The sequence below is a fragment of the Marinomonas sp. UCMA 3892 genome, from assembly GCF_012726345.1.
Lineage (GTDB): Bacteria > Pseudomonadota > Gammaproteobacteria > Pseudomonadales > Marinomonadaceae > Marinomonas.
On sequence record NZ_PTXN01000006.1, the window covers coordinates 190,089 to 215,500 of the forward strand.

Genomic DNA, 25,412 nt, shown 5'->3' on the forward strand with positions numbered 1-25,412 from the left:
ATGGATCGATTTTTATGGTTATGATGATCACACTTTAGGCAAAAGACGATATCATGGAATCGATTCCATGAATAGAGTTTGTCAATCGCTTTTAAAAAATTATATGGTTGTTTTTTAGTCAAATTGTTTTTATCTAAATACTTTTTTGTAAAGGCACTAGGTGGAATGACGAATAACGAGTTCGGCTTTTAGTTTTATGTGTTGTGCAGGGTTGTTGTTACCTTGGACTCTAGCAAGCAAACGCTCACAAGCGGTTTGGCCTATGAGTTGGGTTGGTTGGCGCATGACGGTAATGCCACCTTCGAACAGTTGCGCCCATTCAGGATCGTCGATGCTGATTAAGCCTATTTGTGTACCGATGCGCATGTCTAGTTGTTTTAAGGCTTTCGCAGTACTCATCATAGCGACACCATTTGTGGTAAAGATGGCTTTTTTGCTGTGCGGGTTTGCGTCTATGAAAGTTCGAATAGCTTTGGAAAGCTGGCTGACTGTCATGCCTTCTATTTCTATGATGTCACAAGACATACCTTCATGTTCTTGGGTAAAATTTTTTATTGCATCAACTCTAGCTTGGCGAGGGTCAATTTCTAGAGATTTGGTAATGACGAGAATGGCTTCATAGGCCTTGGTTTGTAAATGTTGGCAAGCCTCTTTTGCAGCGGCTTCATTATCCAAGCCAATGGTATCGAAGCCGAGGGAAGTATTGATTCTGTCCACCAGAACAATAGGACAAGATATTTGTGCCAAATTGCTAATTTGTTTCTGCGCCATGCCCGATGTGTTCACTATTATTCCGTCGACTCTGTGTGCTTCTAGCAATGCTAAGTAGCGATCTTGCAGCTCTTTTTCATTGTCTGTGTTACAGACCATCAACATATAACCTTCGCGACGACAAATATGCTCCACACCTTGCAAAACATCGATGGAATATGGGTTGGTGACATCGGCGAGCATGAGTCCAATCAGTTTTGAGTGGCCTGCTCGCAGCATGCGAGCCGAATGGTTAGGACGAAAATCCAGATGAGCAATGGCTTGCGCGATTTTTTCTCGCAGCTCTTCTGATAATTTGTCTTGTTCCCCATTAAGGTAACGTGAAACACTGGTCTTACCAACTTTAGCGTATTTCGCAACGTCTGAAATAGTGGTGAAGCTTTTGTTGTTTTTTTTCAGCAATGTGTTGTCTCAATGGTTAGATTGGCGGAAATAACATCCCAAGTATACAGGTAGGCGTTTTTCCGTACTGTAAACTATGATCCTAGCAAGGCGCAATTGCGCTGAGCTGATTCGATGCTCGATTTTCTCTCTTTTTTATTTTTTACACTTACAGGCTATCTCTTTTGATAGCAGGAGTTTTATGAAAATTTTCAGCTGCCAGCAATGTGGACAGACGGTGTTATTTGAGAACACTCACTGCGAGCAATGTTCTTCATCATTGGGCTTTTTGCCAGATCAATTGGTCATTAGCGCGTTAAAGTCGATTGATAATGCTTGGTACGCCATGGCTGATAAGTCCATCCCAGCAAAACGCTGGTACTACTGTGAAAACCATCAACATCAAGTGTGTAACTGGATGGTGGAAGAGGGTGGTAGTACTTTTTGTATGGCGTGTGAATTGAATCGTCATATTCCGAATTTAGAAAAAATAGAAGAGCGTCAAGCGTGGCAACAACTGGAGTTTGCTAAGCACCGATTGGTGTATTCTTTATTGCGCCTTGGTTTGCCTTTGATAAGTAAAAAAACAGAACCTGAGGATGGTCTGTCTTTTGATTTTATTTCCGAAAATAACGTGGTGCCAGAAGATGTAAGCGCCATGACAGGCCATGCTTCTGGACAGGTGACTATTAACGCTGCTGAGGGGAATTCGGTTGACCGTGAGCAAATGCGCGAAGACATGAAAGAGTCTTATCGAACCGTCATTGGACATTTTCGTCATGAAATCGGCCATTATTATTGGGATCAGTTGGTTTTTGATGATGAGCAAGTTTTAGCTGATTTTAGGGCGCTTTTTGGCGATGATCGCGCCAGTTACGCCGATGCGTTAGAGGCTCATTACAAAACGCCAAACCCAGATTGGCAGCAGTCTTTTGTAAGTGTGTATGCGTCTTCACATGCTTGGGAAGACTGGGCTGAAACATGGGCGCATTACCTGCATATTGTCGATACTTTGGAAATGGCCAGCGATCTTGGTTTGAGTCTGCAGCCTGTCGGTTCAAATCGACAAAATCTCGCCGTGATGGTGAATATCGATCCTTATCGACACGATAATTTCGACGAGATTCTCGCGCAATATGTACCGTTAACCTTTGCTGTGAACAATTTAAATCGTGGCATGGGACAACCGGATTTATATCCTTTTGTCTTGGTTCCAGTAGTGCGGGATAAGCTGGCTTTTATCCATCGTTTGTTGATGGCTTATCAAGCTGAATAACCGGTAACTAAAGCAAAATCGTCTGATATGTGGCTGTTGGATTGCCAGCAGCTACCTATTTTAACGACTTATTCATAGCGACCTATAAGTTGATCCGTTATCATGATCAGCAATTGGAGCATGATAATCTCAGCTCCTAACTTTTAATCCTTAGGATCCTAATGAAAAAGACATTCAAGCTATCTCATCCAACCATCAAATACCCACGCCTTATTGAAGCAACGAAAAACGAAGTTAAAAAATATCTAAAAAGAGAGCGCAACAAAACCTTGCCTGAATACGCTGATTTTTGGGGATTTGATTGTCGCTTTGGTCAAACAGAAGCGTTGGCTGAAGAGATTCATGTCGCTCAAATCAATCAAAAAATCAGCTTTGCCGAAAGCCAAGAGTGGACTGAGTTCTATCTTGAAATACTAGCTGCGCCAGCACAGCGTACAAAACGTAACGCTGCAGACGAGCAAGAAGCTGACGAAGAAAGCGAAGAGCATGACGAAGATCGATAAGCATTGCGATTAGATCACAAATATTAAACGCCAGATCATTTTTTGATCTGGCGTTTTTGTTTTCAGAGTAATGTTTTGTTTATCGTCCGTAACTAAGTAAAAATCTTAACCCATTTCAAGATCTTGTTTCCTTTTTCCTGACTCTTTAATCACTTGTTCGCGTACTGCGTGGCCTTATCATTAAGAGATCGCAGGCCCCTTTTTTCATTTGCCTGCTGACTATTTTTAGCGACCTTTGTGCAAAGGTAATGTTTAGGTTGGAGACAAAGCGATGAGTAACGACGCAAATGGTTTAATTGATAGCTTGTTCGAGCGGATCAAAACAGCAGAGAACAATACAGGTGAACGTGATAAAGAGGCGGAAAGCCAAATTAATAAACATTTGGTGGCAAATCCAGCCGCGCCTTATTACATGGCGCAAACTATTATCATGCAAGAAGCGGCATTAAAGCAGTTAAATGCTCGTGTTGAAGAACTAGAGCGTAAAGCGTCGGCAAAGCCTAGTTCTGGTGGTTTCCTGTCGGGGCTATTTGGTGGGGAGCAAGGTTCTTCACAACAGTCTTCACAGTACTCTTCCCAAGGCACTGCTCAGCAACGTTCAGGCTGGGGCAGAGGCAATGGCTCACAACAAGGCTTTGGGCAATCAAACAGTCAGCAAGCAAACTCTCAGCCGTCAAACAATCAAACCTATAGTCAGCCGCAAGGCGCGGGACGTGGTAGTAGTTTTTTAGGAGGCGCGCTACAAACCGCCGCAGGTGTAGCTGGTGGTATGGTTGTTGGGAATATGTTGATGAACATGTTTGGTCATCATTCACAGACGGAAATGGTCGATATTATTAATGAAACGCCTGCAGCCTCTGATCTTGGGCAAGAGCCAGATCTTGGACCCGCATTAGATTCTGGTCAGGAGAGTTTTGCTGATAGCGATGGCTCTGGACAAAGTGGTTTTGGTCAGGCGGGTTTTGATCAATCCGGCGATAGTTTAGATCCTAACCGAGGCTTTGGTCAGGCGGGTTTTGATCAAGCTAATATGGATCAAAGTGATCTTGACTCTGGTGGTGTTTATCAAGGCGGATTCGATCAGGGAGGGTTTGACGACATGGGCGGCTTTGATGATTTTGGTAATGATGACTTTATTTAGTCATAAGCTCTGATACGTAAAGAGACCAGATTAATTTAGAATCTGGTCTCTTAATGAGGATCTTATTCTTTATGTCACTTCAACAAAACTCATAAAGCCAGTTTTTAAATGTTCGATAATATGGCAGTGATACATCCAGCTCCCTGGGTTATCGGCAACCAAGGCTGCAAGCACAGTTTCGTTTTGACCAAGTAAAACCGTATCCGTATGAAATGGCGTGATGTCTTTTTTATTCGATTGTAAAACCGTGAAAGTATGACCATGTATGTGAATCGGATGGTGATATTGGGTTAAATTCGATAGCTCGAAAATATAAGTTTTGCCGCGCTCTAATGTGGCAATAGGGTCAGGAATATGACCTTTTGACATGCCTTCCCACGAACGACGATTCATTGTCCAAAAGTTGTAGTTGACTTCGCCATCTTTTTCTATCGGTGTTATGTTCGCGTTCCACTCAAAAGCAAATTTAATAGTTTCCGCGTTATCTAAATCTGGAGCGGGAATTGGGTTGAGTGGTAGCTTAGGTAAGCTGCGGTCTTTAAGCTGGCTCGCTACGGCTTTGATGGTCACCATGGGTTTACCTTTGTGCTTAAAGGTGACGGTTTCTCCCACTTTGCTAGGCGCGATTACACCAAGATCAAGGCGCATTCCTGGCCCTACAGCGTGCTCGGTTAAGGTAATTGGCTGGGTAATCGGATTACCATCAATGGCAATGATTTGCGCATCTGGATCGGTTGAGTTTATTTGATACATCACTGTATTATCAACGTTCAAGAAACGTACACGAATCGCGCCGCCGGCAGGCACTTCATAGGTTGGGGTAATTTCACCATTGATGGTCATGACGCGGCCGGGTGTGCCCATACGAAAAGCATTTTGTGGCGTCGTCAACGCCGTAAAAGAGCCATCGTCTTTGATGTGCCAATTTTTTATGCAAAGCACGAGGTCTTCATCAAAGTCTGGTTTTTCTGCTTCATCCACAATCAATGCGCCAACCAAGCCTTTCCCCAGTTGTTCGACACTGTTCATGTGAGGGTGATACCAAAAGGAACCCGCATCCGGTGGCGTAAATTCATAGTCGAAGGTTTCGCCGGGCATGATTGGAGGTTGGCTTAAAAACGGCACTCCGTCCATCGCAATCGGGATTCTCATACCATGCCAATGAATCGTGGTGGGTTCGTTTAACTTGTTGATCACACGAATACGAACCAGCTGATGTTGCTTGGCGCGAATTACAGGCGCGGGATAACTGCCATTAAAGCAAAGCGCTGGCGTGCTGCCGCCAGAAACAATGTCTACATTCGCAGGCGCGACAATCAATTCATAGTCGAAACCAGCAGACGGCGTAGCAGCAAGAACGACTCTAGGCAGTGTACTTGTCATGGCTACTAAAAGGCTGGATTTTATAAAATTACGTCGGTTCAAAACTTTTTTTCCTGTGAGTTATTCTCATATGCTTCGCCAAAGAGCGAATTTAATGAAGCAGAGCATAACAAAAAAGCTGGCTTCATATGTTGGTCTTAATCATACTTTTAACGATAACCCTGTGCTTGCAAGGTAAACAAATGTGAATATTGCCTCTGCTGAGCTAGTAGCGATTCGTGGGTGCCGCGCTCTTTGATTTGCCCATGCTCCATGACGATGATCTCGTGTGCGAGACGCACAGTAGAGAATCGATGGGAAATCAGTATCGCCATTTTGTCCTTGGTGTGTTCTTGAAAGTGTTGGAAAATATTGGCTTCGGCCTGAGCATCCATTGCCGCAGTTGGTTCATCTAATACCAAAATATCCGCGTCTTCGCGCATGAAGGCACGCGCCAAGGCGATTTTTTGCCATTGGCCACCTGATAATTCTTGTCCACCTCGAAACCAGCGACCCAGTTGAGTTTGATAGCCGCTTTCTAGTTCATCAATAAAGTCGGTGGCCTTGCCAAGCTCAGCGGCTTTTTTCCATCCCGTTTGGTCGTTAAATCTGTCGTTGTCGCCCGCGCCGATGTTTTCTCCGACAATAAATTGATAACGTACAAAGTCTTGGAATATCACCCCAACACGCTTTAGCAGCGCGCTTTCTTCCCATTCCAGCAAGTCCAAACCGTCCAATAAAATGCGCCCTTGAGTTGGGTTATAAAGACGCGTGAGTAGTTTGATTAGGGTGGTTTTGCCTGAGCCATTTTCACCGACAATCGCGAGGCTATGGCCGGGGCGAATGTGGAGGTTGATGTTAGCAAGTGCGGGTCTTTCGTTACCTGGATATTGGAAAGAGACGTTTTCAAAGCGAATGCCATCGTTTGGAATGGGACCTGAAGAAAGACCAGCTGTAGAAAGTGGTGTTTCTTGCTCTAGATATTCGTAGAGATTGGATAGATACAAATTGTCTTCGTACATGCCGCTGATGGCGGTGAGTGAGGCGGAGACCGAGCTCTGGCCTTGCTTGAATAATAGCAAATACATGGTCATTTGACCCAAGGTGATCGCGCCAATGATGGTGTCGCTGACGATCCAGCCATAGGCGCCATAAAACACCAAGGTGCTGATAACGCCAAGGGCGAAGCCCCAGCTTTCGCGGCGTAAAATTAGTCGCTTACTTTCTTTGAATAGCTTGATGAATATTTCTGTGTAACGTTGTAAAAAGCGGTCACCCAATTGATACAGGCGAACTTCTTTAATGTTGTCTTCCCGAGCCAATAAAGTCTCTAAATAGTTTTGTTGACGCACTTCTGGTGAGCGCCAACGAAACATCAAGAAGGCATCACCCGAAAACTTGGCCTCAGCGATAAAAGAAGGCAAAGCGCCACAAATCAACAACGCCAACGCCCATGGAGAAAAGTGCCAGAGTAAGACTGCAAAACTGGACAGCGTGATAGCGTTTTGCAGTAAGGCAAAGGTTTTATTCACCAGAGCAAGCGGGCGGCTGGAGGCCTCACGACGGGCGCGAACTAGTTTGTCGTAGAATTCGGAATCTTCAAAGTGCGAAAGTGTTAGGCTTTGGGCTTTTTCAAGAATCAGTAGATTGACTTTTTGGCCTAATAAACCTTGCAAAATGGCCTGCTGCGCGGTCAATGCACGCTGCGCGGCGGCAATGACCAAGACTAAAAGACCTTCCAATAATACATAGCTAAGAGCGACATGATAATGTAAGACTTGGTCTTGTTTGTAGCTTTCCATTGCAGCCACGACGGCATCGACGATCAATTGTCCCACATATGCCATGGCGGCTGGCGTGACACCAGCAATCAGTGTTGCCAACGCCAAACCTAGGGTTAATGCCGGCGAGGTTTTCCAGACTAAATCTATGGCGCGACGGCTATAGCGAAACACGCCTAGCATGTTCTTATCGACGGTATTTTGAGGGGAAGCAGCGGGTTTCATGACCTATCCTGACATCAGTTAAAAATGGAGATTTGTCTGCGAGTATACCTTAGAACAGGGCCAGTAAGTGGCACTCTCAGGCAAATAAAAAGCCCTTTTAAAGGGCTCAGACTGCTGATAAAGTTTGAGCCATTCGGCGGGGGCGGGGATTTTTTATAATAACGTATGCTTAAAGAACGCCCCCAAACCCAGTCTACTTTAGAGATTGTTTCCATCGACGAGCTTGCCCTCAGTGATCACTTGCTTTGCAAGATTGATCGAACTATCGACTTTCCGTTTTTGCATGATTTTGTTAAAGATTTTTATTGCGCTGACAATGGTCGTCCCGCTCTAGATCCAACGCTCATGTTTAAACTGCTGTTTATTAGTTACCTTTTCGACATCCGTAGTGAACGTCAGTTGATTAGCGAGGTGCAGGTCAATGTAGCTTACCGTTGGTTCCTAGGCTTAGGCTTGACAGACAAAGTGCCTGATGCCTCAACGTTAAGTGCTAACCGTATACGCCGCTTTAAAGAATCGGATGTGTATCAGCAGATTTTTGATCAAATCGTATTCCAAGCAATGAAACGCAAATTGGTCGGTGGGCATACCTTCTACATAGATTCCACTCATCTAAAGGCCAATGCCAACAAGAAGCATTTTGAGAAAGCCCTTGTTGAACAATCTCGTCAGGCGTACATAGATGAACTGGACTAGGCTATTGAGGAGGATCGACTCGCTCACGGAAAAAAGTCACTTCCACCTGATAAAACGCAGGTGGACACACGAGAAATTAAACAAAGTACAACCGACTCTGACAGTGGTTACATGGTACGTGATGCCAAGCCTAAAGGGTTCTTCTACCTAGATCATGAACGGTAGATAGTCGCTGCAACATCATTACGGATGTTCATGTTACCGCAGGCAATATCCATGATGCCGTTCCCTATTTAGAACGACTGGATCGAATCAAGAATTGATTTAACTTCGTTATTACGTCAATTGGGGTGGATACAGGGTATTTTACCTCGGCCGTTTGTTATGGATTAGAAGCACGAAACATCTATGTAGGGACTATCGTCGTCCAAATCATAAGAAAGGCTTCTTTTATAAACGCGAGTATAAATACGATGCAAAGCAAGACGTTTACCACTGCCCACAAGGCGAACCGCTCATTTACAAAAACACGTCAAGAGAAGGTTGTCGTCATTACGGCTCAAACGGCCTGATCTGCCAAGCGTGTCCCGGGAGACATCGCTGTACAACCAACCAAAAATCGGTGAAGACTATCACACGCCATGTTTGGGAGGATAGCAAAGAAGCGTATTAATGCCCACCGCTAACGCCAGCAGGCAAGGCTGTCTATACAAGGCGAAAAGAGACGGTCGAAAGAAGCTTTGCCGATGCAAAAGAGCTGCATGGTTATCGCTACGCACGGTTTAGAGGAAAAACAAAAGTCACGTCACAATGTTTGTTGATTGTGCTGTGGCCCAAAATTTGAAAAAGATAGCCATGATGCTCTGTTAGAGCCTCATTGATCATAAAAACGGACAAAATCGGTGAATATAGGACCCATAAAAGGTCTCAAAGTCCCCTGAGTAAATGATGACATGAGTGTAACTGTTTAGAAAAGACAACAAACATAAGGTTCTAAAAAATAAAACCCCAGCAAAAAGCTGGGGTTTATTAGTAACCTGAGCCCTTTTAAAGGGCTTGGAGTATATCTAGTATAGGCGATTTTTAGAAAGTGAAACTCAACATGGCTGCGAGATTGGAACCGTCAAACTTTTTTGTTACCCCATGAAACTTGTATTCAATACCGGTATAACGGACACCGAGTTGTAGAGATGGGCCAAACAGCCGCTTGCCCAGGATTTTATAATTTACTTCAACTATCATGCCCAACGCATCATCAGCCTTGATAAGGTCATGAGTTGTAAAGCTGGATTCATACTCAGGGTTTAAATGATAGGTGATTCCCAATCCGAATTGCCACTTTTCGCCTTCTTGACTGATGAGAGCATCAATAGGGAATCGAAAAAAAGAAGCTTCCCCGTTGCTGGCGGTGATATCGTCACTGTGGTAGCCAATTCCCACTTTCATTGCTAAGCCATTTTGGTTAAGCGGGGTAAGAGTATAAGCGCCGAAAAGCATCTAAATCTTCCTGCTCATGATTGGCATACGTGACTGTACCAAGCGTATCACCACCTGATGCTACCCCAACCTGTAAACCAAAATGTGTATTACTTGCATGGGCCAATGTCGCGCCAGCGAGTAAAGTGGTTGTCGTAATAATTTTTGTTAATTCCATTAGATTATTTTCCATTAAAAACAATGGTGTGAAGAGAGGTAGGATTTTAAATAGCGACTTCATTGGAGAAAAGCGGAAATCTGCTTTTTTAATGTTTACCAGCATTTTGGTCAAAAAAACTTAAAGAAAACCGTGATTTGTATTTCCCAATCCACTTTTTATAGTATTTGGTCATGCTTAAGTAGAAGGGGGTTTTGGGTTTCATCCATTAAAAAAAACGACCCTTAGTGCTTGATAAGATGATTTCTCGGGTTTTGATCGTTTGGCTATAGTGAAAGCCTGTGGAATTGGTACTGGCTGTTTAGTCGTTAAATGTGAGAGATGTGTAATGAGCAATAAAATGGCGAAGTCTGCCCTTGATCAAGCTGGAAGTGGAACTCGTTCGGTATGGACTGGTGAGCAAGTAAAGCATCCTTACCGTGCTACGCAAACGCCGATCGTCGCCAGTGCGGCGTATGGCTACCAAGATATTGACGAATGGTACGACGTTGCTTTAGGCGCTGCCCCCGGTTTTATTTATAGCCGTATGAGCAATCCTACCGTAGAAACCCTAGAAGCCAAGATTTGCGGCTTAGAAAACGCTGAGTCGGCGGTTGCCTTTAGTACGGGCATGGCGGCGATCAGTAGTGTGCTTTATACCTTTTTATCGAATGGCTGCCGTGTTGTATCGACGAAAGACAGTTACGGCGGCACCAATAAAGTCTTTGAAGAATTTTTACCGCGCATGGGCGTGAGTGTGACGCTGTGTGAAACGCACAGTAATGAGCAAATCGAAGGGGAAATCGCTAAAGGTTGCGATGTTTTGTATTTGGAAACACCAACTAACCCAACGTTAAAAATTGTCGATATAAAACGTCTTGTCGCTGCGGCTAAAAAAGTCGGCGCCTTGGTGATTGCGGATAACACTTTTGCGACACCGCTGAATCAAAGTCCTTTGGCGCTTGGTGTCGACATTGTTGTGCACAGTGCGACCAAGTTTTTGAGCGGTCACGCCGATGCTATGGGCGGTTTGGTATGTGGCAGTGAAGAACTAATGGCAAAGGTTCGTCATTATCGAGAAATTAATGGCGCGTCGTTGGATCCATTTTCGGCGTATTTGATTATTCGTGGTATGAAAACTTTAGCACTACGGATTCGTCAGCAACAAAGCAGCGCACAGGCGATTGCGGAATATTTATTGACTGAAACTTTGGTTGAAGCGGTAAATTATCCAGGTCTGCCAAGTCATCCGAATCATGCTATTGCCTGTGAGCAAATGCGAGGCTTTGGAGCAATTGTGAGTTTTGTTCTGGTTGGTGGTATGGATACGGTGAAGATCTTATTGCCGCAATTACAATACGCTCATTGTGCGGGTAACTTGGGTGCGGTAGAAACCATTTACGGGCCAGCCAGAACCACAAGCCATGTTGAAAATACTTTAGAAGAGCGTTTGGCGCTAGGTATCTCCGAAGGTTTAGTGCGCATCTCTGTGGGGATCGAAGACACTGAAGATTTAATCGCTGATTTACAGCAGGCGTTTGAACGAGTCAGGGCGCTTTCTCGCTAAGAAACTGACTTGGTTTAATTCTGAGCAAAATGAAAAATACAGTGGAATGCATTAGCGTTTCAATAGGGACTGTTTGTCGCAACTCCTGTATTATGCGCCGCTAGAAAATGGCGTTCGAGTAATGCATTTAAAACAGATTAGGGTTTGTTTTTTCAAAAATTGGGGACATAAAAGAATGAAAAAAATATTTATTAGTGCATTGGCTCTATGTAGCGCAACGCTGGCATCAGCTTCAGATAATGACCTGTGGGAAAAGTCTACGTTAAACCAAGTACTTAACCGTGGTGAGCTTCGTGTTTGTGCTGAAGCCGGTTATATGCCTTTTGATATGCGCGATAAAAAAGGCGACATTGTTGGTTTTGACGTAGATATTGCGAAAACTATGGCAAAAGCAATGGGTGTAAAATTAGATATTCGTAACACTGCATGGGATGGCATCATTCCAGCGTTGTTGACTGACAAGTGCGACATTATTATCTCTGGTATGACGATTACACCTGAGCGTAACTTGAAAGTGAACTTTACCGATCCCTATATTGTTGTTGGCCAGACGATTCTTTTAAGCCCTAAGTTAAAAGGTAAAGTCACTAATTACCGTGACTTAAACGATGCTAAATACACTATAGCGACTAAATTGGGTGCAACATCCGATTATGCCGTAAAAAGATACATGAGCAACGCCAAGTTGAATCTGTTTGAAACAGAGTCAGAAGGTGTATTAGAAGTGGTGAATGGCAATGCGGATGCTTTTGTTTATGACTTGCCTTATAACGCTATCTATTCTGCTCAGAATGAAGGCAAAGTAGTGCATTTAGACGAGTCTTTCACCTACGAGCCACTTGGTTTTGCAATCCGCAAAGGTGACCCAGATTTTATGAATTTCTTGAATAACTACCTTGCGCAAATTAAAGGCGATGGTACTTACGACAAGATCTATCAAAAATGGTTTGCTAGCAGCTCTTGGATCAGCAACGTTCAGTAATATAGATACCAGACAAAAGTGGCGCAGATTAGCGCCACTTTTTGTTGGCTCTTCTTTGAGTAAAACACGGCTCTTTGAGTTAAAAAACACGACGGGACTTCTCATCGATGGAAAAACAATCTCATCTACTTTTGTGGAAAGCAGTCTTTGTTCTAATCATCATAGGACTAGGCTTTGGCATTTATGCTGGCAGCAAAAGCATTGACTACACATGGCGCTGGGAACGTATCCCGCAGTACATCATTAACACCGAAGCTACGACGGTTCGATCCCCCTTTGATGGCACCGCTACAATAGAGAAAGGTAATAAGCTGGTGGTGACTTCCGATTATGGTGACGATCCGTTAGTAATTAAAAAGTTTGATAACTTGCTGGTTAATAATGGCGATTTAGTGTTTGAAGGTGATCCCCTTGTCGAAGTAGAAAGCTGGAATATTGGCCCGCTGACTTGGGGGCTAGTGATGACATTACAATTGTCTGTGGTGTCGTTAGTTTTTGCTGTGGTTATCGGGTTGTTTGCTGGTTTGGCTCGTATATCAACTAATCCTGCATTACGTTATTTGTCTGTGACTTACATTGAACTTATTCGTGGCACGCCATTATTAGTGCAGATTTTTATCTTCTACTTTTTTATCGGCACTGTGTTGGATTTAGATCGTTTTACTGCAGGTGTGGCAGCCTTGTCTGTGTTTACTGGTGCCTATATCGCAGAAATCGTGCGTTCTGGTATTCAGTCAATTAGCCCAGGGCAAATGGAAGCCGCACGCAGCTTAGGCATGAATTATGTTCAAGCCATGGTTAATGTGATTTTGCCGCAGGCGTTTAAACGTACTCTACCGCCAATGGCCGGACAGTTTATTAACCTGATTAAAGACTCGTCTTTGGTATCGGTGATTTCTATTACAGATTTAACTAAGGCTGGCCGAGAAGTGGTTAGTTCTACTTTTGCACCATTTGAAGTATGGTTTGCCGTTGCGCTTATGTACTTAGTGTTAACTGGCGGCTTGTCTTGGGCCATTCAGCGACTTGAAAAGAGGTTATCTGCCAGTGACTAATAGGACCGATAAGAGCATCATTCAAGCTCGTAATATTGAAAAGATTTACCCGAATGGTTGTCATGCCTTAAAAAACGTTTCTCTCGATATTAATCGTGGTGAAGTCGTCGTGATTATTGGGCCAAGCGGTTCAGGCAAGTCGACGTTTTTACGTACTTTGAATCAGTTGGAAACCATTTCTGATGGCACGATTCATATTGATGAAGTGAGTTTGACCGATAGGAAAACCAACATCAATAAAGTGCGTGAAGAAGTGGGCATGGTGTTCCAGTCCTTCAATCTTTTTCCACATAAAACAGCTTTGGGTAATGTGGCTTTGTCGCCGATTAAGGTGAAGAAAAAGCCCCGTGCAGTAGCGGAACAAGAAGGCCGTGAGCTACTCAAAAAAGTAGGCCTAGCTGAGCGCATGAATAATTATCCATCGCATTTGTCTGGCGGTCAGCAGCAACGTGTGGCAATAGCAAGAGCGTTAGCCATGCACCCTAAAATTATGCTGTTTGACGAGCCAACCAGTGCTCTTGATCCAGAAATGGTTGGGGAAGTGCTTGACGTAATGAAAAGCCTCGCCAGTGATGGCATGACCATGGTCGTGGTAACCCATGAAATGGGCTTTGCTCGTGAAGTGGCGGATCGAGTGGTATTCATGGAGGATGGTGAGTTGGTTTTCGAAGAAAGTCCTGAGCGCTTCTTTAGTTCTGATAATCCGCGTCTACAGCGTTTCCTTGGGCAAGTCCTCTAGTATTGATGACAAATCTTGGCCACAATTGTTGGTCAAGATTCTCTCCTTTTTTGGATATTCATCATGAATAAGAAATCCCTTCCTCCATTAAATTGGTTGCATACCTTTGAAGTATCTGCCCGATGTCTTAATTTCACTCATGCAGCGGAAGAGTTGTGCTTAACTCAAGGCGCCGTTAGCCAGCAGATTCGTTTGCTAGAAAGTCATTTGGGCGTGTCGTTATTTAAACGTTTACCGCGTGGTTTGAGTTTAACTGAAGAAGGGCGCTCTTACTTTCCTGTAGTGAAGGACGCGATTTCTCGTTTGGCGGCTGGCACAAACGAAATCTTTACTCAGCATGATAAACAAATCATCAAAATTTGCGGCAGCTTGTCGTTCTTTTCTCATTGGTTAGCGCCCAAGCTGACTGATTTTAGTATGACTTATCCTCAATATGATATTCGCTACGTGAGCAATATATGGGTACAAGCCCTAGACGATGAAGACGATATGGAAATTCGTTGGGGGCATGGCGAATGGCCGGGGTTGATCTCGCAGCGATTAACTTGGGACACCTTGGTGCCTGTGTGTTCACCTGAATTGATGTTGCGATCACCTTTGCTGGAGCCAGCGGATTTAGCGAATCATTCGCTTCTGCATGTTATCGGTTACGAAGAAGGGTGGGGCTATTGGCTGAATATCATGGGTGTGGATAGTGTTGATTCGTCAGTGGGTATGCAATTCGATACGCTTGTGTCGACATTGCGCATGGCAGAACTGGGGCAAGGTGTGGCCTTGGCGCGTTCTTCTATGGTTGAAGATATGTTGAATGAAGGAAAACTAGTCGCGCCGTTTGGACAAGGCGTTGAAGCCAGTGAATCGTTTTATTTAGTACGACGATCTGGTGCTGAATTACATGGTGCTGCGGCTGTGTTTTTCGATTGGTTAGTTCGGCAAGTACATCTTGCTAAATAAGTGTTATTGAAAATAGGTGATCTGTTGATTGAGGACCTTCGTATAACTCGCATCATGGTTATTACTTAAGGGCATATTTTGACTCCAGACATGTCACGAATTATCGAAATGGCTTGGGAAGACCGCACGCCATTTGAAGCAATTCAAACTCTTTATGGGCTTTCAGAGCCTGATGTTATTTTGTTAATGCGTAGCAATCTAAAATCTAAAGCCTTTAAAAATTGGCGGGCTAGAGTATCTGGCCGTGCGAGTAAACATTTGGCGCTGCGCAATCCTGATATTTCTCGTGGTTACTGTAAAACGCAGTATAAAATTCGTGCTAATAAAGGCCGTTAGTTATTTGAAGCATTATTAGTTTTGGAGTAACGAAAGGGATGCGGCATTACGCTGCATCACTTTCACGGTAATCTGTTAATTCGTCATCAAATACAACAGTACTTTCGTCTTCGTTATAAACCACATCTTCATCTGGTTCTATTACTAAGTCTTCAAGTGTTTTTTTAGGTGCCGCTTCTGCTAGATTGAGCTGTGTGCTGGATGCTTTATGCGCTTTTTTAGATTTCTGAGGGCTTTTCTTTTTATTGCTAAAAACGTCCAAAATAGAGTCTTTATTTTGTGCGAGATACATGGAAAGCGCTTCTTTTTGACTGTGATCTCCAGCTAGTTCGCTTTGATCTAAAATTTCATACAGCGCTTCGGCAGTATCCAACAATTTGTCGTACGCATCAGCTTCTACTTTTGAAGTAAACGTCATTTTTTCGATTCCATCGCGTTCTACAACATATTTGATAATTACAGGCATAATTCACCTCGTGAAAAAATAATACTGTATAAATATACAGTTATTTTTCATTGTTTGTCTAGCGCTTTTGTTTGTTGATCCTAGCAATGATTGTTAAAGTAGTAGGCTTAATAAAGGAAACACTTTTTATGCCTGTTGATTTTTCCCAATTAGACTTTTCCATTTTAATGGATCATGTTGAGATTGTTTTAACAGTCGCTTGGATTTTATTGTCTTACATTGTTCGACGTTACACTAAGCGCGCTATTCGACTTCATCAAAAGACAGAACACGATAAAAAACGTCAAAGAATTAATACGGTCGATAATATATTTAATTTGCTTTTGGTTGTCGGTCTGGTTCTTATTTGGTCATCTGAGTTACAAAATATAGCGATCTCAATCGCCGCCTTCATGGTGGCATTGGTTATTGCAACGAAAGAGTTTATCGCTTGTATTGTTGGTGCGTTTTATCGCGCTAGTACACGTCCATATCAGGTTGGTGACTGGATACGCATCGCTAATTATGAAGGCGAAGTAACCGACAGTGACTGGCTATCGACAACCTTATTTGAAGTCGACTTAAAAGGTGGTAGCTACACTTATACGGGCCGCACGACAGTGGTTCCAAATAGTGTTTTATTGCTGCATACAGTGCAAAATCTGAATTACATGCGTCGTTATGTCACTCATACTTTTTCTATTTCTCGCCATGCAGATGACGTGAATTTGTTTACCATAAAAGAGCAAATTTTAGAGAAAATTCGCGAGTACAGTGAGCATTTTCATGACGTCGCGATACGCTATAACAGCCTTATTGAGAAACGCTTGGACATCAAAATATCCGGCCCTGAGCCGCGAGTTCGTATCACTACAACAGTTGAAGGTTATAATGTTTTTAGCATTTCACTGTTTTGTCCAACGGATGAAGCGGTTGAAATAGAGCAAAAAGTTATCGAGGACTTTATGACTTTCTGGTATGAAAAACGCAATATGAATACTAACGGAATAGGAGAGGAATAATGCGATTTACTCGTACTTTTGTCCCCCTTATTTTGATATTTACTTCTGTGCTTTTGGCTGGTTGCAATAGTTTTCGTGTGAGTGAAGATGATGTAAATAAAGAAGTGGCTAAGCAATTGGCCCAGCCGCAAGAAAATCATATTCAACTTACTTTAGACAGTAATACGCTTAATTTAGATCTTGTGGTGACATCGGCGCATATTGATTTTACTGAGCGTGATGGTGGTTTAGTGCTGGTTGATATGATTAGTAAAATGACCGGGACGTTAACCGCGTTTGGTCAAACATTTTCATTGTCAGCTCGGGTAAATCCTTCTTTTGAATCCGGTGTACGTATTGAAGAAGATCGCCTGTATTTGGTCGCGCCAAAAATCACCCAAATTGAGGTAGAAGGCTCAAGCTTTAATGACAAAATGCTGCGATCTACTTTAGGGTCATTGCATGATGACTTTGAAAAAGCACTGGTACAATATTTTGATGAACATCCGGTCTATGTGCTGAACCATTCTCCATTTGAGAAAACCGCTGCTGCTATGGTGAAAGACATTATTATCAAAGAAGATTCTTTAGAGCTTTCTATTTTTTAGATAAGACGGGTCTAGGTAAGTCTCTGCGAAGTCACTATAATGGCCAAATACTATAGAATCAGATGGACTAAGCGCTGACGCTTAATTATTGAATTAAAAATGAGGAAACAGCATGTCGATAGCAGACAATCAAGTCGTTCAATTTCACTATACTTTGCGTCATGGCGAAGAGTTGATCGAAACTTCTGCGGGTAAAGATGCCGCGGCTTATTTACATGGCCACGGCAATGTTATTCCAGGACTTGAAAAAGCGATGGAAGGAAAAGAAGTCGGTGATGAATTTGAAGTGACTATTGCTTGTGCTGATGCCTATGGTGAGCGTCATGAAGATCGTCAGCAACAAGTGCCTGTCAAACATTTACAAGGCGCGAAACGCTGGAAAGCTGGCATGGTTGCTATGGTGCAAACCGACAAAGGCATGCGTCAGGTGACTGTTGTTAAAGTAGGTTTGAAACACGCCACTGTTGATTTGAATCATCCATTGTCCGGCAAAGATTTAACTTTCAATATTCAAATCGTTGACTCTCGTGAAGCAACGAACGATGAAATTGCTCATGGTCATGCACACGGTGTAGGTGGTCATCATCATTAAGAGGAAAGTACTCTGAGTGTTGAATAGAGTAATTTCTATAAGCCCTTGTTACGGATGACGTAGCAGGGGCTTTTGTATTTTTATCCCTTTATTTTTTAGAGTGTTAGAGAAGATTGATTTTAATCAAGTAATCGCAGGGAATATTGGTATTTAATAAGAATCGTTATCAATTGATTGACAGATCTGGATTTTACGCACATTATTGATAATAGTTATCATTTATATTTTGTGTTTTAGAATTTTAGAGGGCCAAGCGATGAGTCATTATTTAGTGCCATTTTCAGTGCTCGAGCAGACTATTCAAGGAGGGCAGTGTGCAGATTCTCCAGAAGTGCTCTATCATTATTTGAACCTAACAGAAGAGTACGCTGAGCGATTAAATATTACCGATGCGACTTTACTGCATCAAAGAGTGTTTAATGTCTTGCTGGATACGGTTTGCGATACAAGTATCGCACCTCACTGGCGTCAGACTTGTTTAGATAAGGTGTATTTGCCTTTGTCACACCTAAAGCATTTAATTGTGACGTATCAAGATGCCAAGAACTATTTCAAGATGGAGCATAATTTACGAGTTTTGAGCCATTATTTTATTTCTTCCTTCGAACAATAAGGACATCATTTACTAATGAAAATGCGTATTGAAAAAGACAGCATGGGCGAGTTAGAAGTCCCTGAACAAGCACTTTACGGCGCCCAAACTCAGCGAGCTATCAATAACTTTCCGATTAGCGATGAGCCATTGCCTGAAGCCTTTATTCGCTCTCTTATCTTAATCAAAGCTGCTGCTGCACGAGCTAATGAGTCTCTTGAATGCATAACTCCAGAAATGTCTAAAGCGATTCAAAATGCCTGTGATGAGCTTTTGGATAGCGATAATCTTATGCAGCATTTTCCTGTGGATGTTTTCCAAACTGGTTCTGGTACTAGTTCGAACATGAATGCTAATGAAGTGATCGCCACCTTGGCGAGTGCTTACTATTGCTCAGACGTTAATGACTCAGTGGTGAATCCAAATGATCATGTAAACTATGGTCAAAGCAGTAATGACGTGATTCCCAGTGCGATTCATGTTAGCGCGACGTTAGAGTTAACCGGTCATCTGCTTCCAGCATTAGTTCATCTAAAAGACACCATCCTCGAAAAAGGTACAGCGCTTGCTGGATATACAAAAACAGGTAGAACACATTTAATGGATGCCATGCCAGTTCGATTGGATCAAACTTTCCATGCTTGGGCTGCTCAACTGCAAGACAATATTGATAATCTAACTTACCTTGAAAGTAAAACCACCCAGCTTGCCCAAGGCGGAACTGCGGTTGGAACAGGTATTAATGCTCATCCAGAATTCGCTGAACTGTTTGCCAAAGAATTGTCTAATTTAACCAATGTCACTTTCAGCAAGGGCAATGATTTTTTCGCCTTGATCGGTTCCCAAGATACGGCTGTTGCCTTATCTGGTCAGTTAAAAGCGGTTGCGGTGACCTATATGAAAATTGCCAATGACCTGCGTTGGATGAACTCTGGTCCATTAGCTGGTTTAGGCGAAATTTCTCTACAAGCCTTGCAACCTGGCTCGTCTATTATGCCAGGCAAAGTGAATCCCGTGATTCCAGAAGCCACGGCTATGGTTGCCGCACAAGTTATTGGTAACGACGCAGCGATTACTATCGGTGGTCAATCGGGTAATTTTGAATTGAACGTTATGTTGCCAATGATTGCCAAAAATTTGCTAAACAGTATCAAGCTATTGGCAAATAGTGGACAGCTTTTAGCAGATAATGCCATTGCGACGCTAACTGTTAATGAAGATAAATTGAATCAAGCATTGCATCGTAACCCTATTTTAGTAACCGCACTTAATCCGATTATCGGTTATGGAAAAGCCGCAGAGATTGCAAAAAAAGCGTACAAAGAAGGTCGCCCAGTGGTGGATGTGGCAGAAGAGGAAACGGATCTAGATCGAGAGGAGTTATTGGCTCTGCTTGATCCTGCGAAATTAACTCACGGTGGGATCTAAGCAAGTGTAGATAAGATTTCATTATTTGGTTGTTCCCTTACCAAATAACGAAAGCGAGCCAGCGTTCACGCTGGCTTTTTTTTATGCTCAAAGTGTGGGGGTTAAGGCTTCATCCACTGCGGCTTTGGCGTGAATGTAGGTGGTATCAAATAAAGGCACAATGACGTGTTCTTGCTTGAGCAGTAGGGTGATTTCCGTGCATCCTTCAATGACAGCTTCCGCTCCGGCTGCATGAAGGCGATTAACAATGTCTATATAAGTTTCCCTTGATTCAGGGAGGATTTTACCGAGACATAATTCCTCGTAAATAATTCTATGGATATTGTCTCGGTCTTGCTTCGATGGTGTGATTACCACTAAACCATATTGCTCTTCTAGTCGTTTAATATAGAAGTCTTCTTCCATGGAATAGCGAGTACCAATAAAGCCAACTTTCTGATATTTTTTCTTAACAAGCTCTTTGGCCGTCGCATCAGCAATGTGCAGTAAAGGAATCTGTATGGCATTTTGAACAATATCTGCCACCTTGTGCATGGTATTGGTTGCGATAAGAATGAAGTCTGCTTGGGCTTGCTCTAAACGTTTAGCTTCTGCTGTAAGTATTTCTCCTAGTTGCGTCCAATCGCCTAGATGTTGCAAGCGCTCAATCTCGGCAAAATCAACACTGGATAAAATAATCTTAGCTGAATGCAGCCCGCCTAATTTCTGCTTAGTCATCTCATTGATATTTTGGTAGTACAAAGCGGAAGACTCCCAACTCATGCCACCAATAATGCCGATTGTTTTCATGCTCGCATCCTTTGTTTCCCATTCAGAATACATAAAGTCTAACGAGCTTATTCAATGGCTGTAATGTACAGATGATTAAATAAATAAAGCGGACTGTAATGCAACAATGACCTTTCTACAGGTTACGAGTCATAAATACGCTATAAGGATCTAATTTGTAGTCGGCAAAAGGACCGCACTCAATAAAGTCGTGTTTTGCGTAAAGCTTTCTGGCTGGTGCGAAGAAGTCTTGTGATCCTGTTTCTAGGCTGATTTTATTGAGCCCTTTTTGCTTGGCTACATCGATGATATGCCTAAGTAGGGTAGAAGCAATGCCTTTGTTGCGAGCAGCACTGGTGGTGCGCATAGATTTAATTTCAGCGTGTGTTTCGTCTAGTATTTTTAATGCGCCGCAGCCGAGTAATTGACTGTTTTCCCAAACTGTCCAAAAGGTAATGTTTGGTTTTTTTAATCCATCTAGATCTAATGCAAAAACGCATTCAGGCGGAGAGGTCGCAAACATATCTTCAAGATGTTCGGTGAGTATTTTTTTGACTTCTGGGCCAGATAAATCATCGATTCTGATATCCATTGGGTGTATCGTCCTGTTTTTTTTAGGTGTGAAAATGAAGCAATTTTTATACCGAAACTAAGAGTATTTGGGTATTAAACAACAGTGTATACTGCTCGTTAAAGTAAGCTCTAGATTAGTGAAAGGTTTTATATGACAGACCTATTAAATTTACGATCCGCTGAAATGGCAGATGCTGAGCGTTTGCTGGAGTGGCGTAATGATCCAGCTACTCGAGAAGCCTCTCATAATCAAGATGTTATTAGCTTAGATGTGCATATTGAGTGGCTGAGTAACTCGCTAAATAAACCGGATCAACGGCAATTATGGATTGCTGAAATAGATGGCGTAGCGGTTGGAACTTGTCGAGCGGATCGCGTGGAAAATGCGTGGGAATTATCATGGACTGTTGCACCAGAAGTGCGCGGAAAAGGTGTTGCTTATCAAATGCTGTCCAAATTGGTGCGAAGCTTTGATGAATCATTAGTGGCACAGGTTAAAGCTGATAATTTTGGTTCTTTGAAAGTGGCTGAACGTGTGGGTTTTGTTTTGGATAAACAAGAAGGCAGTGTGTTGTTCTATGTTTATCCAAAAACTTCTTTTATAGCGGGCTAATCATCAAAGCGAATGCGAACTTTCGGCTCGTCAGGTTTTTTCTCAGTCGGTTTACGCAAGGGATCGACCAACTTTTCCAAGCCATTAATTTTAATTTCTAACGCCAATTGTAACCATTGTCCAAGATTGCCGTTCGGCCAGCCTTCGTGAGCAAACCAGAGTAAATAGGCTTCTGGTAGATCAATCAAAACACGACCTTGGTATTTACCAAATGGCATGGTTTGACGAGCAACTTGAACTAGATCTTCTTGTGAGAACATGGGCTTCGCTTAATGGCTCAGAGTCAATAATAAGTGCGTGTATTTAAACATATGTGGGTTATTTGGCAAATGGCGGATTTTGTTTAAAACGCTGAATCAGGTAGTCGCAAATACTTTGTAGCTTTGGTGATGGTTGACGTACCTTGGGGTAGACCAGCCAAACACCGCTGTAAGGGTACTGATATTGCGTTAACAAGGGAATGAGCTTACCACTGGCAAGGTCATCGGCGACGTAATAGTCTGGCAACTGCGCGATTCCCAACCCTTTTCGCACGGCATCTAGTAAAGCAGGACCTGAGTTACTGCGCCAATTGCTACTGACTTTCGCTTCTTTGCGTTGCCCATCTTGCTGAAACAGCCAATGATTTTTAGAGCCAATGAGGCAACGGTGCTTATTTAATTCCGCTAGTGTATGCGGCATGCCATGTTGATCTATGTAGTCTCTTGACGCGCAAAGGTATTCCACTCTGTCACATAAACGACGCGACAAATGGCTGGAGTCCTTCATGGCGCCCATGCGAATAGCCAGATCGTAACCTTCTTCTATCAAGTCCACCGAACGATTGGTGAGATGAAAATCCAGCTCAATCTTCGGGTGATTGAGTAAAAAATCATTCATTAATGGCGCAATGTAGCGTTCGCCAAATGTCGTAGCACAGGTCATTTTAAAGGCGCCGATTGGCGCTTGGTTGAGGGAAGAAATAACTTCTTCGGCGCTGCTTAACGCTTCTGGCAAACCACGACAATGCTGGTAATACAATTCTCCTGCTTCGCTTAAGCGAATGCGTCTGGTGGTGCGAAACAAGAGTGTTGTGCCAAGTTCAGCTTCGAGCTGTGTAATGAGACGACTAATGTGAGACGCTGACACGCTAAGTTTAATAGCAGCAGCGGAAAAACCGCCCTGTCTAACAACTTCGACAAACGCTTCCATGGCTTCCCAATTTTTCATAGAGCTCTCTTTGTGGTTGATACTTAAGGTGTGTCTGGATGACTCGTTAGAATCTGACCTGAATGAGTTGTTATATTATAACTAAAATGGCCATTATTAAAATTATTGTTGCTATATGGCAACAATCATTTTCCAAACGGGGGATTATCCTTGTAATCATTTGCGTCTACACTGATGACATTGAAACGAAACTATAAACACACATTGGAGTGCGCTATGAAATGTAAAGCTGCTGTTGCTTGGGGACCAGGTCAACCACTTAAAATCGAAGAGGTAGACGTTCAAGATCCACAAAAAGGTGAAGTACTTGTTCGTATGGTCGCAACAGGCGTTTGTCACACTGATGCGTTTACCTTGTCTGGTGAAGATCCAGAAGGTATTTTCCCTGCGATCCTAGGTCACGAAGGTGCAGGTGTTGTAGAAGCTGTAGGTGAAGGCGTTACGACCCTAAAAGTGGGCGATCATGTTATTCCACTTTACACGGCTGAATGTGGTGAGTGTAAATTCTGTAAGTCTGGCAAAACTAACCTTTGCCAAGCGGTTCGTGAAACTCAAGGTAAAGGCCTTATGCCAGATGGCACTAGCCGTTTCAGTATCAATGGAGAGCCTATTTTCCATTACATGGGCACGTCTACTTTTTCTGAGTACAGTGTTGTTCCAGAAATTTCTTTGGCAAAAATCCACGTTGATGCACCACTAGAAAAAGTCTGCTTACTAGGTTGTGGTATCACCACAGGTATCGGTGCTGTATTAAACACTGCAAAAGTTCAAAAAGGTGATACGGTTGCTATCTTCGGTCTTGGCGGTATTGGTCTGTCCTGTATCCAAGGCGCTCGTATGGCTGGCGCTGCGCGTATTATCGCTATTGATATTAACGAATCTAAATTCGAAATGGCGAAGCAATTTGGCGCGACTGACTGCGTTAATCCGAAAAACTTTGACGCTCCAATTCAGCAAGTAATTGTTGATATGACTGATGGTGGTGTGGATTACTCTTTCGAGTGTATCGGTAATGTACAAGTGATGCGCTCTGCGCTTGAGTGTTGCCATAAAGGTTGGGGTGAATCCATCATCATTGGTGTAGCTGGTGCAGGTCAAGAAATCTCTACCCGTCCATTCCAATTGGTTACTGGTCGAGTTTGGAGAGGTTCTGCTTTCGGTGGTGTAAAAGGTCGCAGCCAATTGCCAGGTTATGTAGAAGACTATATGAACGGCAAAATCGAAATCGACCCATTCGTAACGCACACTATGCCACTTGAGCAAATCAATGAAGCGTTTGATTTGATGCATAAAGGTGAAAGTATTCGTACAGTCATCCTTTTTGATCAAAAGTAATCGCTAAGCTCAGACGAACTAATCCCGTTAGCCATTTAGCATCAGCTAAATGGCTAACGTCTAGGAGAAGAGTATGGAACTACTATCTAGCACGAAAAGCTTCGGCGGTTGGTTGAAGCGTTATAAGCATGAAAGTTTGTCCGTAAAAAGCGAAATGACCTTTGCTATTTACTTGCCACCACAAGCCGAAACGCAAAAAGTGCCAGTCTTGTATTGGCTGTCAGGTTTGACTTGTAATGACGAAAACTTCACGCAAAAAGCAGGTGCCTTTCGCAAAGCAGCTGAGTTAGGTTTGGCGATTGTTTGTCCTGATACCAGCCCACGAGGTACGGATTATCCGAATGAGCATGAAAGTTACGACTTCGGCTCCGCTGCAGGGTTTTATATTAATGCAACTGTTGAGCCTTATTCGAACACTTACCACATGTACGATTACGTGGTGCAAGAGCTGCCGCATTTAGTGGAAGCCAACTTCCCTGTGACCGACAAGCGTTCTATCTCTGGTCACTCAATGGGTGGTCATGGTGCTTTGATCTGTGCGTTGAAGAATCCAGGTAAGTATCAGTCTGTTTCGGCCTTTGCACCGATCGCAAATCCTACTAATTGTCCTTGGGGCGAAAAAGCTTTCACGGGTTATTTGGGGGAAGATAAAGTAACTTGGAATGAATGGGATGCGACTTTACTGATCGAAAACGCAAGTGAACGCTTACCTTTGTTCATTGATCAAGGCGAAGCGGATAACTTCTTGGTAGATCAGCTAAAGCCAGAAGCCCTAGAAGCGGCCTGTGAAAAAGCCGGACACCCGATTACGCTACGTCGTCAACCGGGCTACGACCACAGCTACTTCTTCATCGCCAGCTTCATCGACGATCACCTAGAGCATCACTCTAGAGCTTTGAGTTAATC

Annotated in this window: 27 protein-coding genes and 1 pseudogene; 18 read left to right on the top strand and 10 right to left on the bottom strand. The window is 43.2% G+C overall.

What is annotated here, in order from left to right; genetic code table 11:
• Positions 1-156: 156 nt before the first annotated feature.
• Positions 157-1,173: a LacI family DNA-binding transcriptional regulator gene (locus B6N13_RS10255; RefSeq protein ID WP_169459291.1), complete on the bottom strand. Its 1,017-nt coding sequence runs from the start codon at positions 1,171-1,173 to the stop codon at positions 157-159.
• A 181-nt stretch (positions 1,174-1,354) separates the two neighbouring features.
• On the opposite strand from B6N13_RS10255, the gene B6N13_RS10260 reads away from it, so the two are divergent.
• The 3 genes from B6N13_RS10260 to B6N13_RS10270 all read left to right on the top strand — a co-directional run bounded on the left by B6N13_RS10260 (position 1,355) and on the right by B6N13_RS10270 (position 4,072).
• On the top strand, positions 1,355-2,428 hold the full coding sequence (locus B6N13_RS10260; protein ID WP_012071368.1) for a putative zinc-binding metallopeptidase: 1,074 nt from the start codon (positions 1,355-1,357) through the stop codon (positions 2,426-2,428).
• A gap of 161 nt (positions 2,429-2,589) precedes the next feature.
• Positions 2,590-2,931, top strand: coding sequence for a DUF6172 family protein (locus B6N13_RS10265; RefSeq protein ID WP_169459292.1), 342 nt, complete (start codon positions 2,590-2,592; stop codon positions 2,929-2,931).
• 271 nt (positions 2,932-3,202) lie between these two features.
• Complete coding sequence (locus B6N13_RS10270; protein ID WP_012071366.1) at positions 3,203-4,072, top strand: DUF2076 domain-containing protein; 870 nt, start codon at positions 3,203-3,205, stop codon at positions 4,070-4,072.
• A 69-nt stretch (positions 4,073-4,141) separates the two neighbouring features.
• Here the strand turns inward: B6N13_RS10270 and B6N13_RS10275 are convergent, their stop codons facing one another.
• Positions 4,142-5,497 (bottom strand): multicopper oxidase family protein, encoded by a 1,356-nt coding sequence (locus tag B6N13_RS10275; RefSeq protein WP_248280292.1) that lies wholly within the window; start codon positions 5,495-5,497, stop codon positions 4,142-4,144.
• 107 nt (positions 5,498-5,604) lie between these two features.
• Positions 5,605-7,440 (bottom strand): ABC transporter ATP-binding protein, encoded by a 1,836-nt coding sequence (locus B6N13_RS10280; RefSeq protein WP_169459293.1) that lies wholly within the window; start codon positions 7,438-7,440, stop codon positions 5,605-5,607.
• A 165-nt stretch (positions 7,441-7,605) separates the two neighbouring features.
• Here B6N13_RS10280 and B6N13_RS10285 point away from each other — a divergent pair.
• A pseudogene (locus tag B6N13_RS10285) lies at positions 7,606-8,946 on the top strand (IS1182 family transposase).
• A 213-nt stretch (positions 8,947-9,159) separates the two neighbouring features.
• Here the strand turns inward: B6N13_RS10285 and B6N13_RS10290 are convergent.
• Both B6N13_RS10290 and B6N13_RS10295 read right to left on the bottom strand, forming a co-directional pair.
• Positions 9,160-9,573 carry a hypothetical protein gene (locus B6N13_RS10290; protein WP_169459294.1) on the bottom strand — a complete coding sequence of 138 codons (414 nt, stop codon included), beginning with the start codon at positions 9,571-9,573 and terminating at the stop codon, positions 9,160-9,162.
• Positions 9,539-9,730: a hypothetical protein gene (locus tag B6N13_RS10295; protein WP_169459295.1), complete on the bottom strand. Its 192-nt coding sequence runs from the start codon at positions 9,728-9,730 to the stop codon at positions 9,539-9,541. The genes B6N13_RS10290 and B6N13_RS10295 overlap by 35 nt, the downstream gene beginning before the upstream one ends.
• Positions 9,731-10,058: 328 nt before the next feature.
• Between B6N13_RS10295 and B6N13_RS10300 the strand changes: the two genes are divergently transcribed.
• The 6 genes from B6N13_RS10300 to B6N13_RS10325 all read left to right on the top strand — a co-directional run bounded on the left by B6N13_RS10300 (position 10,059) and on the right by B6N13_RS10325 (position 15,342).
• Complete coding sequence (locus B6N13_RS10300; RefSeq protein WP_169459296.1) at positions 10,059-11,276, top strand: cystathionine gamma-synthase family protein; 1,218 nt, start codon at positions 10,059-10,061, stop codon at positions 11,274-11,276.
• A 175-nt stretch (positions 11,277-11,451) separates the two neighbouring features.
• Positions 11,452-12,258, top strand: coding sequence for a transporter substrate-binding domain-containing protein (locus B6N13_RS10305; protein WP_169459297.1), 807 nt, complete (start codon positions 11,452-11,454; stop codon positions 12,256-12,258).
• Positions 12,259-12,365: 107 nt separating this feature from the next.
• Positions 12,366-13,313 (top strand): amino acid ABC transporter permease, encoded by a 948-nt coding sequence (locus B6N13_RS10310; RefSeq protein WP_169459298.1) that lies wholly within the window; start codon positions 12,366-12,368, stop codon positions 13,311-13,313.
• A gap of 16 nt (positions 13,314-13,329) precedes the next feature.
• Complete coding sequence (locus B6N13_RS10315) at positions 13,330-14,052, top strand: amino acid ABC transporter ATP-binding protein (protein WP_157036112.1); 723 nt, start codon at positions 13,330-13,332, stop codon at positions 14,050-14,052.
• 63 nt (positions 14,053-14,115) lie between these two features.
• On the top strand, positions 14,116-15,006 hold the full coding sequence (locus B6N13_RS10320) for a LysR substrate-binding domain-containing protein (protein WP_012071359.1): 891 nt from the start codon (positions 14,116-14,118) through the stop codon (positions 15,004-15,006).
• A 90-nt stretch (positions 15,007-15,096) separates the two neighbouring features.
• On the top strand, positions 15,097-15,342 hold the full coding sequence (locus B6N13_RS10325) for a TIGR03643 family protein (RefSeq protein WP_012071358.1): 246 nt from the start codon (positions 15,097-15,099) through the stop codon (positions 15,340-15,342).
• A 46-nt stretch (positions 15,343-15,388) separates the two neighbouring features.
• Here B6N13_RS10325 and B6N13_RS23680 read toward each other — a convergent pair whose 3' ends face one another.
• Positions 15,389-15,808, bottom strand: a complete 420-nt coding sequence (locus B6N13_RS23680; protein ID WP_169459299.1) for a YebG family protein — start codon at positions 15,806-15,808, stop codon at positions 15,389-15,391.
• Positions 15,809-15,936: 128 nt separating this feature from the next.
• Between B6N13_RS23680 and B6N13_RS10335 the strand changes: the two genes are divergently transcribed.
• The 5 genes from B6N13_RS10335 to B6N13_RS10355 all read left to right on the top strand — a co-directional run bounded on the left by B6N13_RS10335 (position 15,937) and on the right by B6N13_RS10355 (position 20,008).
• Positions 15,937-16,809, top strand: a complete 873-nt coding sequence (locus tag B6N13_RS10335; RefSeq protein WP_012071356.1) for a mechanosensitive ion channel domain-containing protein — start codon at positions 15,937-15,939, stop codon at positions 16,807-16,809.
• A complete protein-coding gene (locus B6N13_RS10340) occupies positions 16,809-17,396 on the top strand; it encodes a DUF1439 domain-containing protein (RefSeq protein ID WP_012071355.1) in 588 nt (195 codons plus the stop codon). The genes B6N13_RS10335 and B6N13_RS10340 overlap by 1 nt, the downstream gene beginning before the upstream one ends.
• A gap of 112 nt (positions 17,397-17,508) precedes the next feature.
• Entirely contained in the window at positions 17,509-17,988 is a 480-nt protein-coding gene (locus B6N13_RS10345) for a peptidylprolyl isomerase (protein ID WP_012071354.1), read from the top strand.
• 256 nt (positions 17,989-18,244) lie between these two features.
• On the top strand, positions 18,245-18,601 hold the full coding sequence (locus tag B6N13_RS10350) for a hypothetical protein (protein WP_012071353.1): 357 nt from the start codon (positions 18,245-18,247) through the stop codon (positions 18,599-18,601).
• A gap of 15 nt (positions 18,602-18,616) precedes the next feature.
• Complete coding sequence (locus tag B6N13_RS10355) at positions 18,617-20,008, top strand: class II fumarate hydratase (protein ID WP_169459300.1); 1,392 nt, start codon at positions 18,617-18,619, stop codon at positions 20,006-20,008.
• Positions 20,009-20,095: 87 nt separating this feature from the next.
• Here B6N13_RS10355 and B6N13_RS10360 read toward each other — a convergent pair whose 3' ends face one another.
• Together B6N13_RS10360 and B6N13_RS10365 are read right to left on the bottom strand one after the other, a co-directional pair.
• Positions 20,096-20,797 (bottom strand): aspartate/glutamate racemase family protein, encoded by a 702-nt coding sequence (locus B6N13_RS10360; protein ID WP_169459301.1) that lies wholly within the window; start codon positions 20,795-20,797, stop codon positions 20,096-20,098.
• A 115-nt stretch (positions 20,798-20,912) separates the two neighbouring features.
• Positions 20,913-21,368 carry a GNAT family N-acetyltransferase gene (locus B6N13_RS10365; protein WP_012071350.1) on the bottom strand — a complete coding sequence of 152 codons (456 nt, stop codon included), beginning with the start codon at positions 21,366-21,368 and terminating at the stop codon, positions 20,913-20,915.
• A 132-nt stretch (positions 21,369-21,500) separates the two neighbouring features.
• On the opposite strand from B6N13_RS10365, the gene B6N13_RS10370 reads away from it, so the two are divergent.
• The gene (locus B6N13_RS10370; protein WP_012071349.1) at positions 21,501-21,962 is read left to right on the top strand and encodes a GNAT family N-acetyltransferase; all 462 of its coding nucleotides are present in this window, start codon (positions 21,501-21,503) and stop codon (positions 21,960-21,962) included.
• Here the strand turns inward: B6N13_RS10370 and B6N13_RS10375 are convergent.
• Entirely contained in the window at positions 21,959-22,222 is a 264-nt protein-coding gene (locus B6N13_RS10375; RefSeq protein ID WP_100188303.1) for a DUF3820 family protein, read from the bottom strand. The two genes, B6N13_RS10370 and B6N13_RS10375, sit on opposite strands and share 4 nt — an antisense overlap.
• Positions 22,223-22,280: 58 nt before the next feature.
• Positions 22,281-23,171 carry a LysR family transcriptional regulator gene (locus tag B6N13_RS10380; RefSeq protein ID WP_048814118.1) on the bottom strand — a complete coding sequence of 297 codons (891 nt, stop codon included), beginning with the start codon at positions 23,169-23,171 and terminating at the stop codon, positions 22,281-22,283.
• Between the two features lie 216 nt (positions 23,172-23,387).
• Between B6N13_RS10380 and B6N13_RS10385 the strand changes: the two genes are divergently transcribed.
• Complete coding sequence (locus B6N13_RS10385) at positions 23,388-24,506, top strand: S-(hydroxymethyl)glutathione dehydrogenase/class III alcohol dehydrogenase (RefSeq protein WP_012071346.1); 1,119 nt, start codon at positions 23,388-23,390, stop codon at positions 24,504-24,506.
• Between the two features lie 73 nt (positions 24,507-24,579).
• A complete protein-coding gene (gene fghA / locus B6N13_RS10390; protein ID WP_169459302.1) occupies positions 24,580-25,410 on the top strand; it encodes an S-formylglutathione hydrolase in 831 nt (276 codons plus the stop codon).
• Positions 25,411-25,412 lie beyond the last annotated feature (2 nt).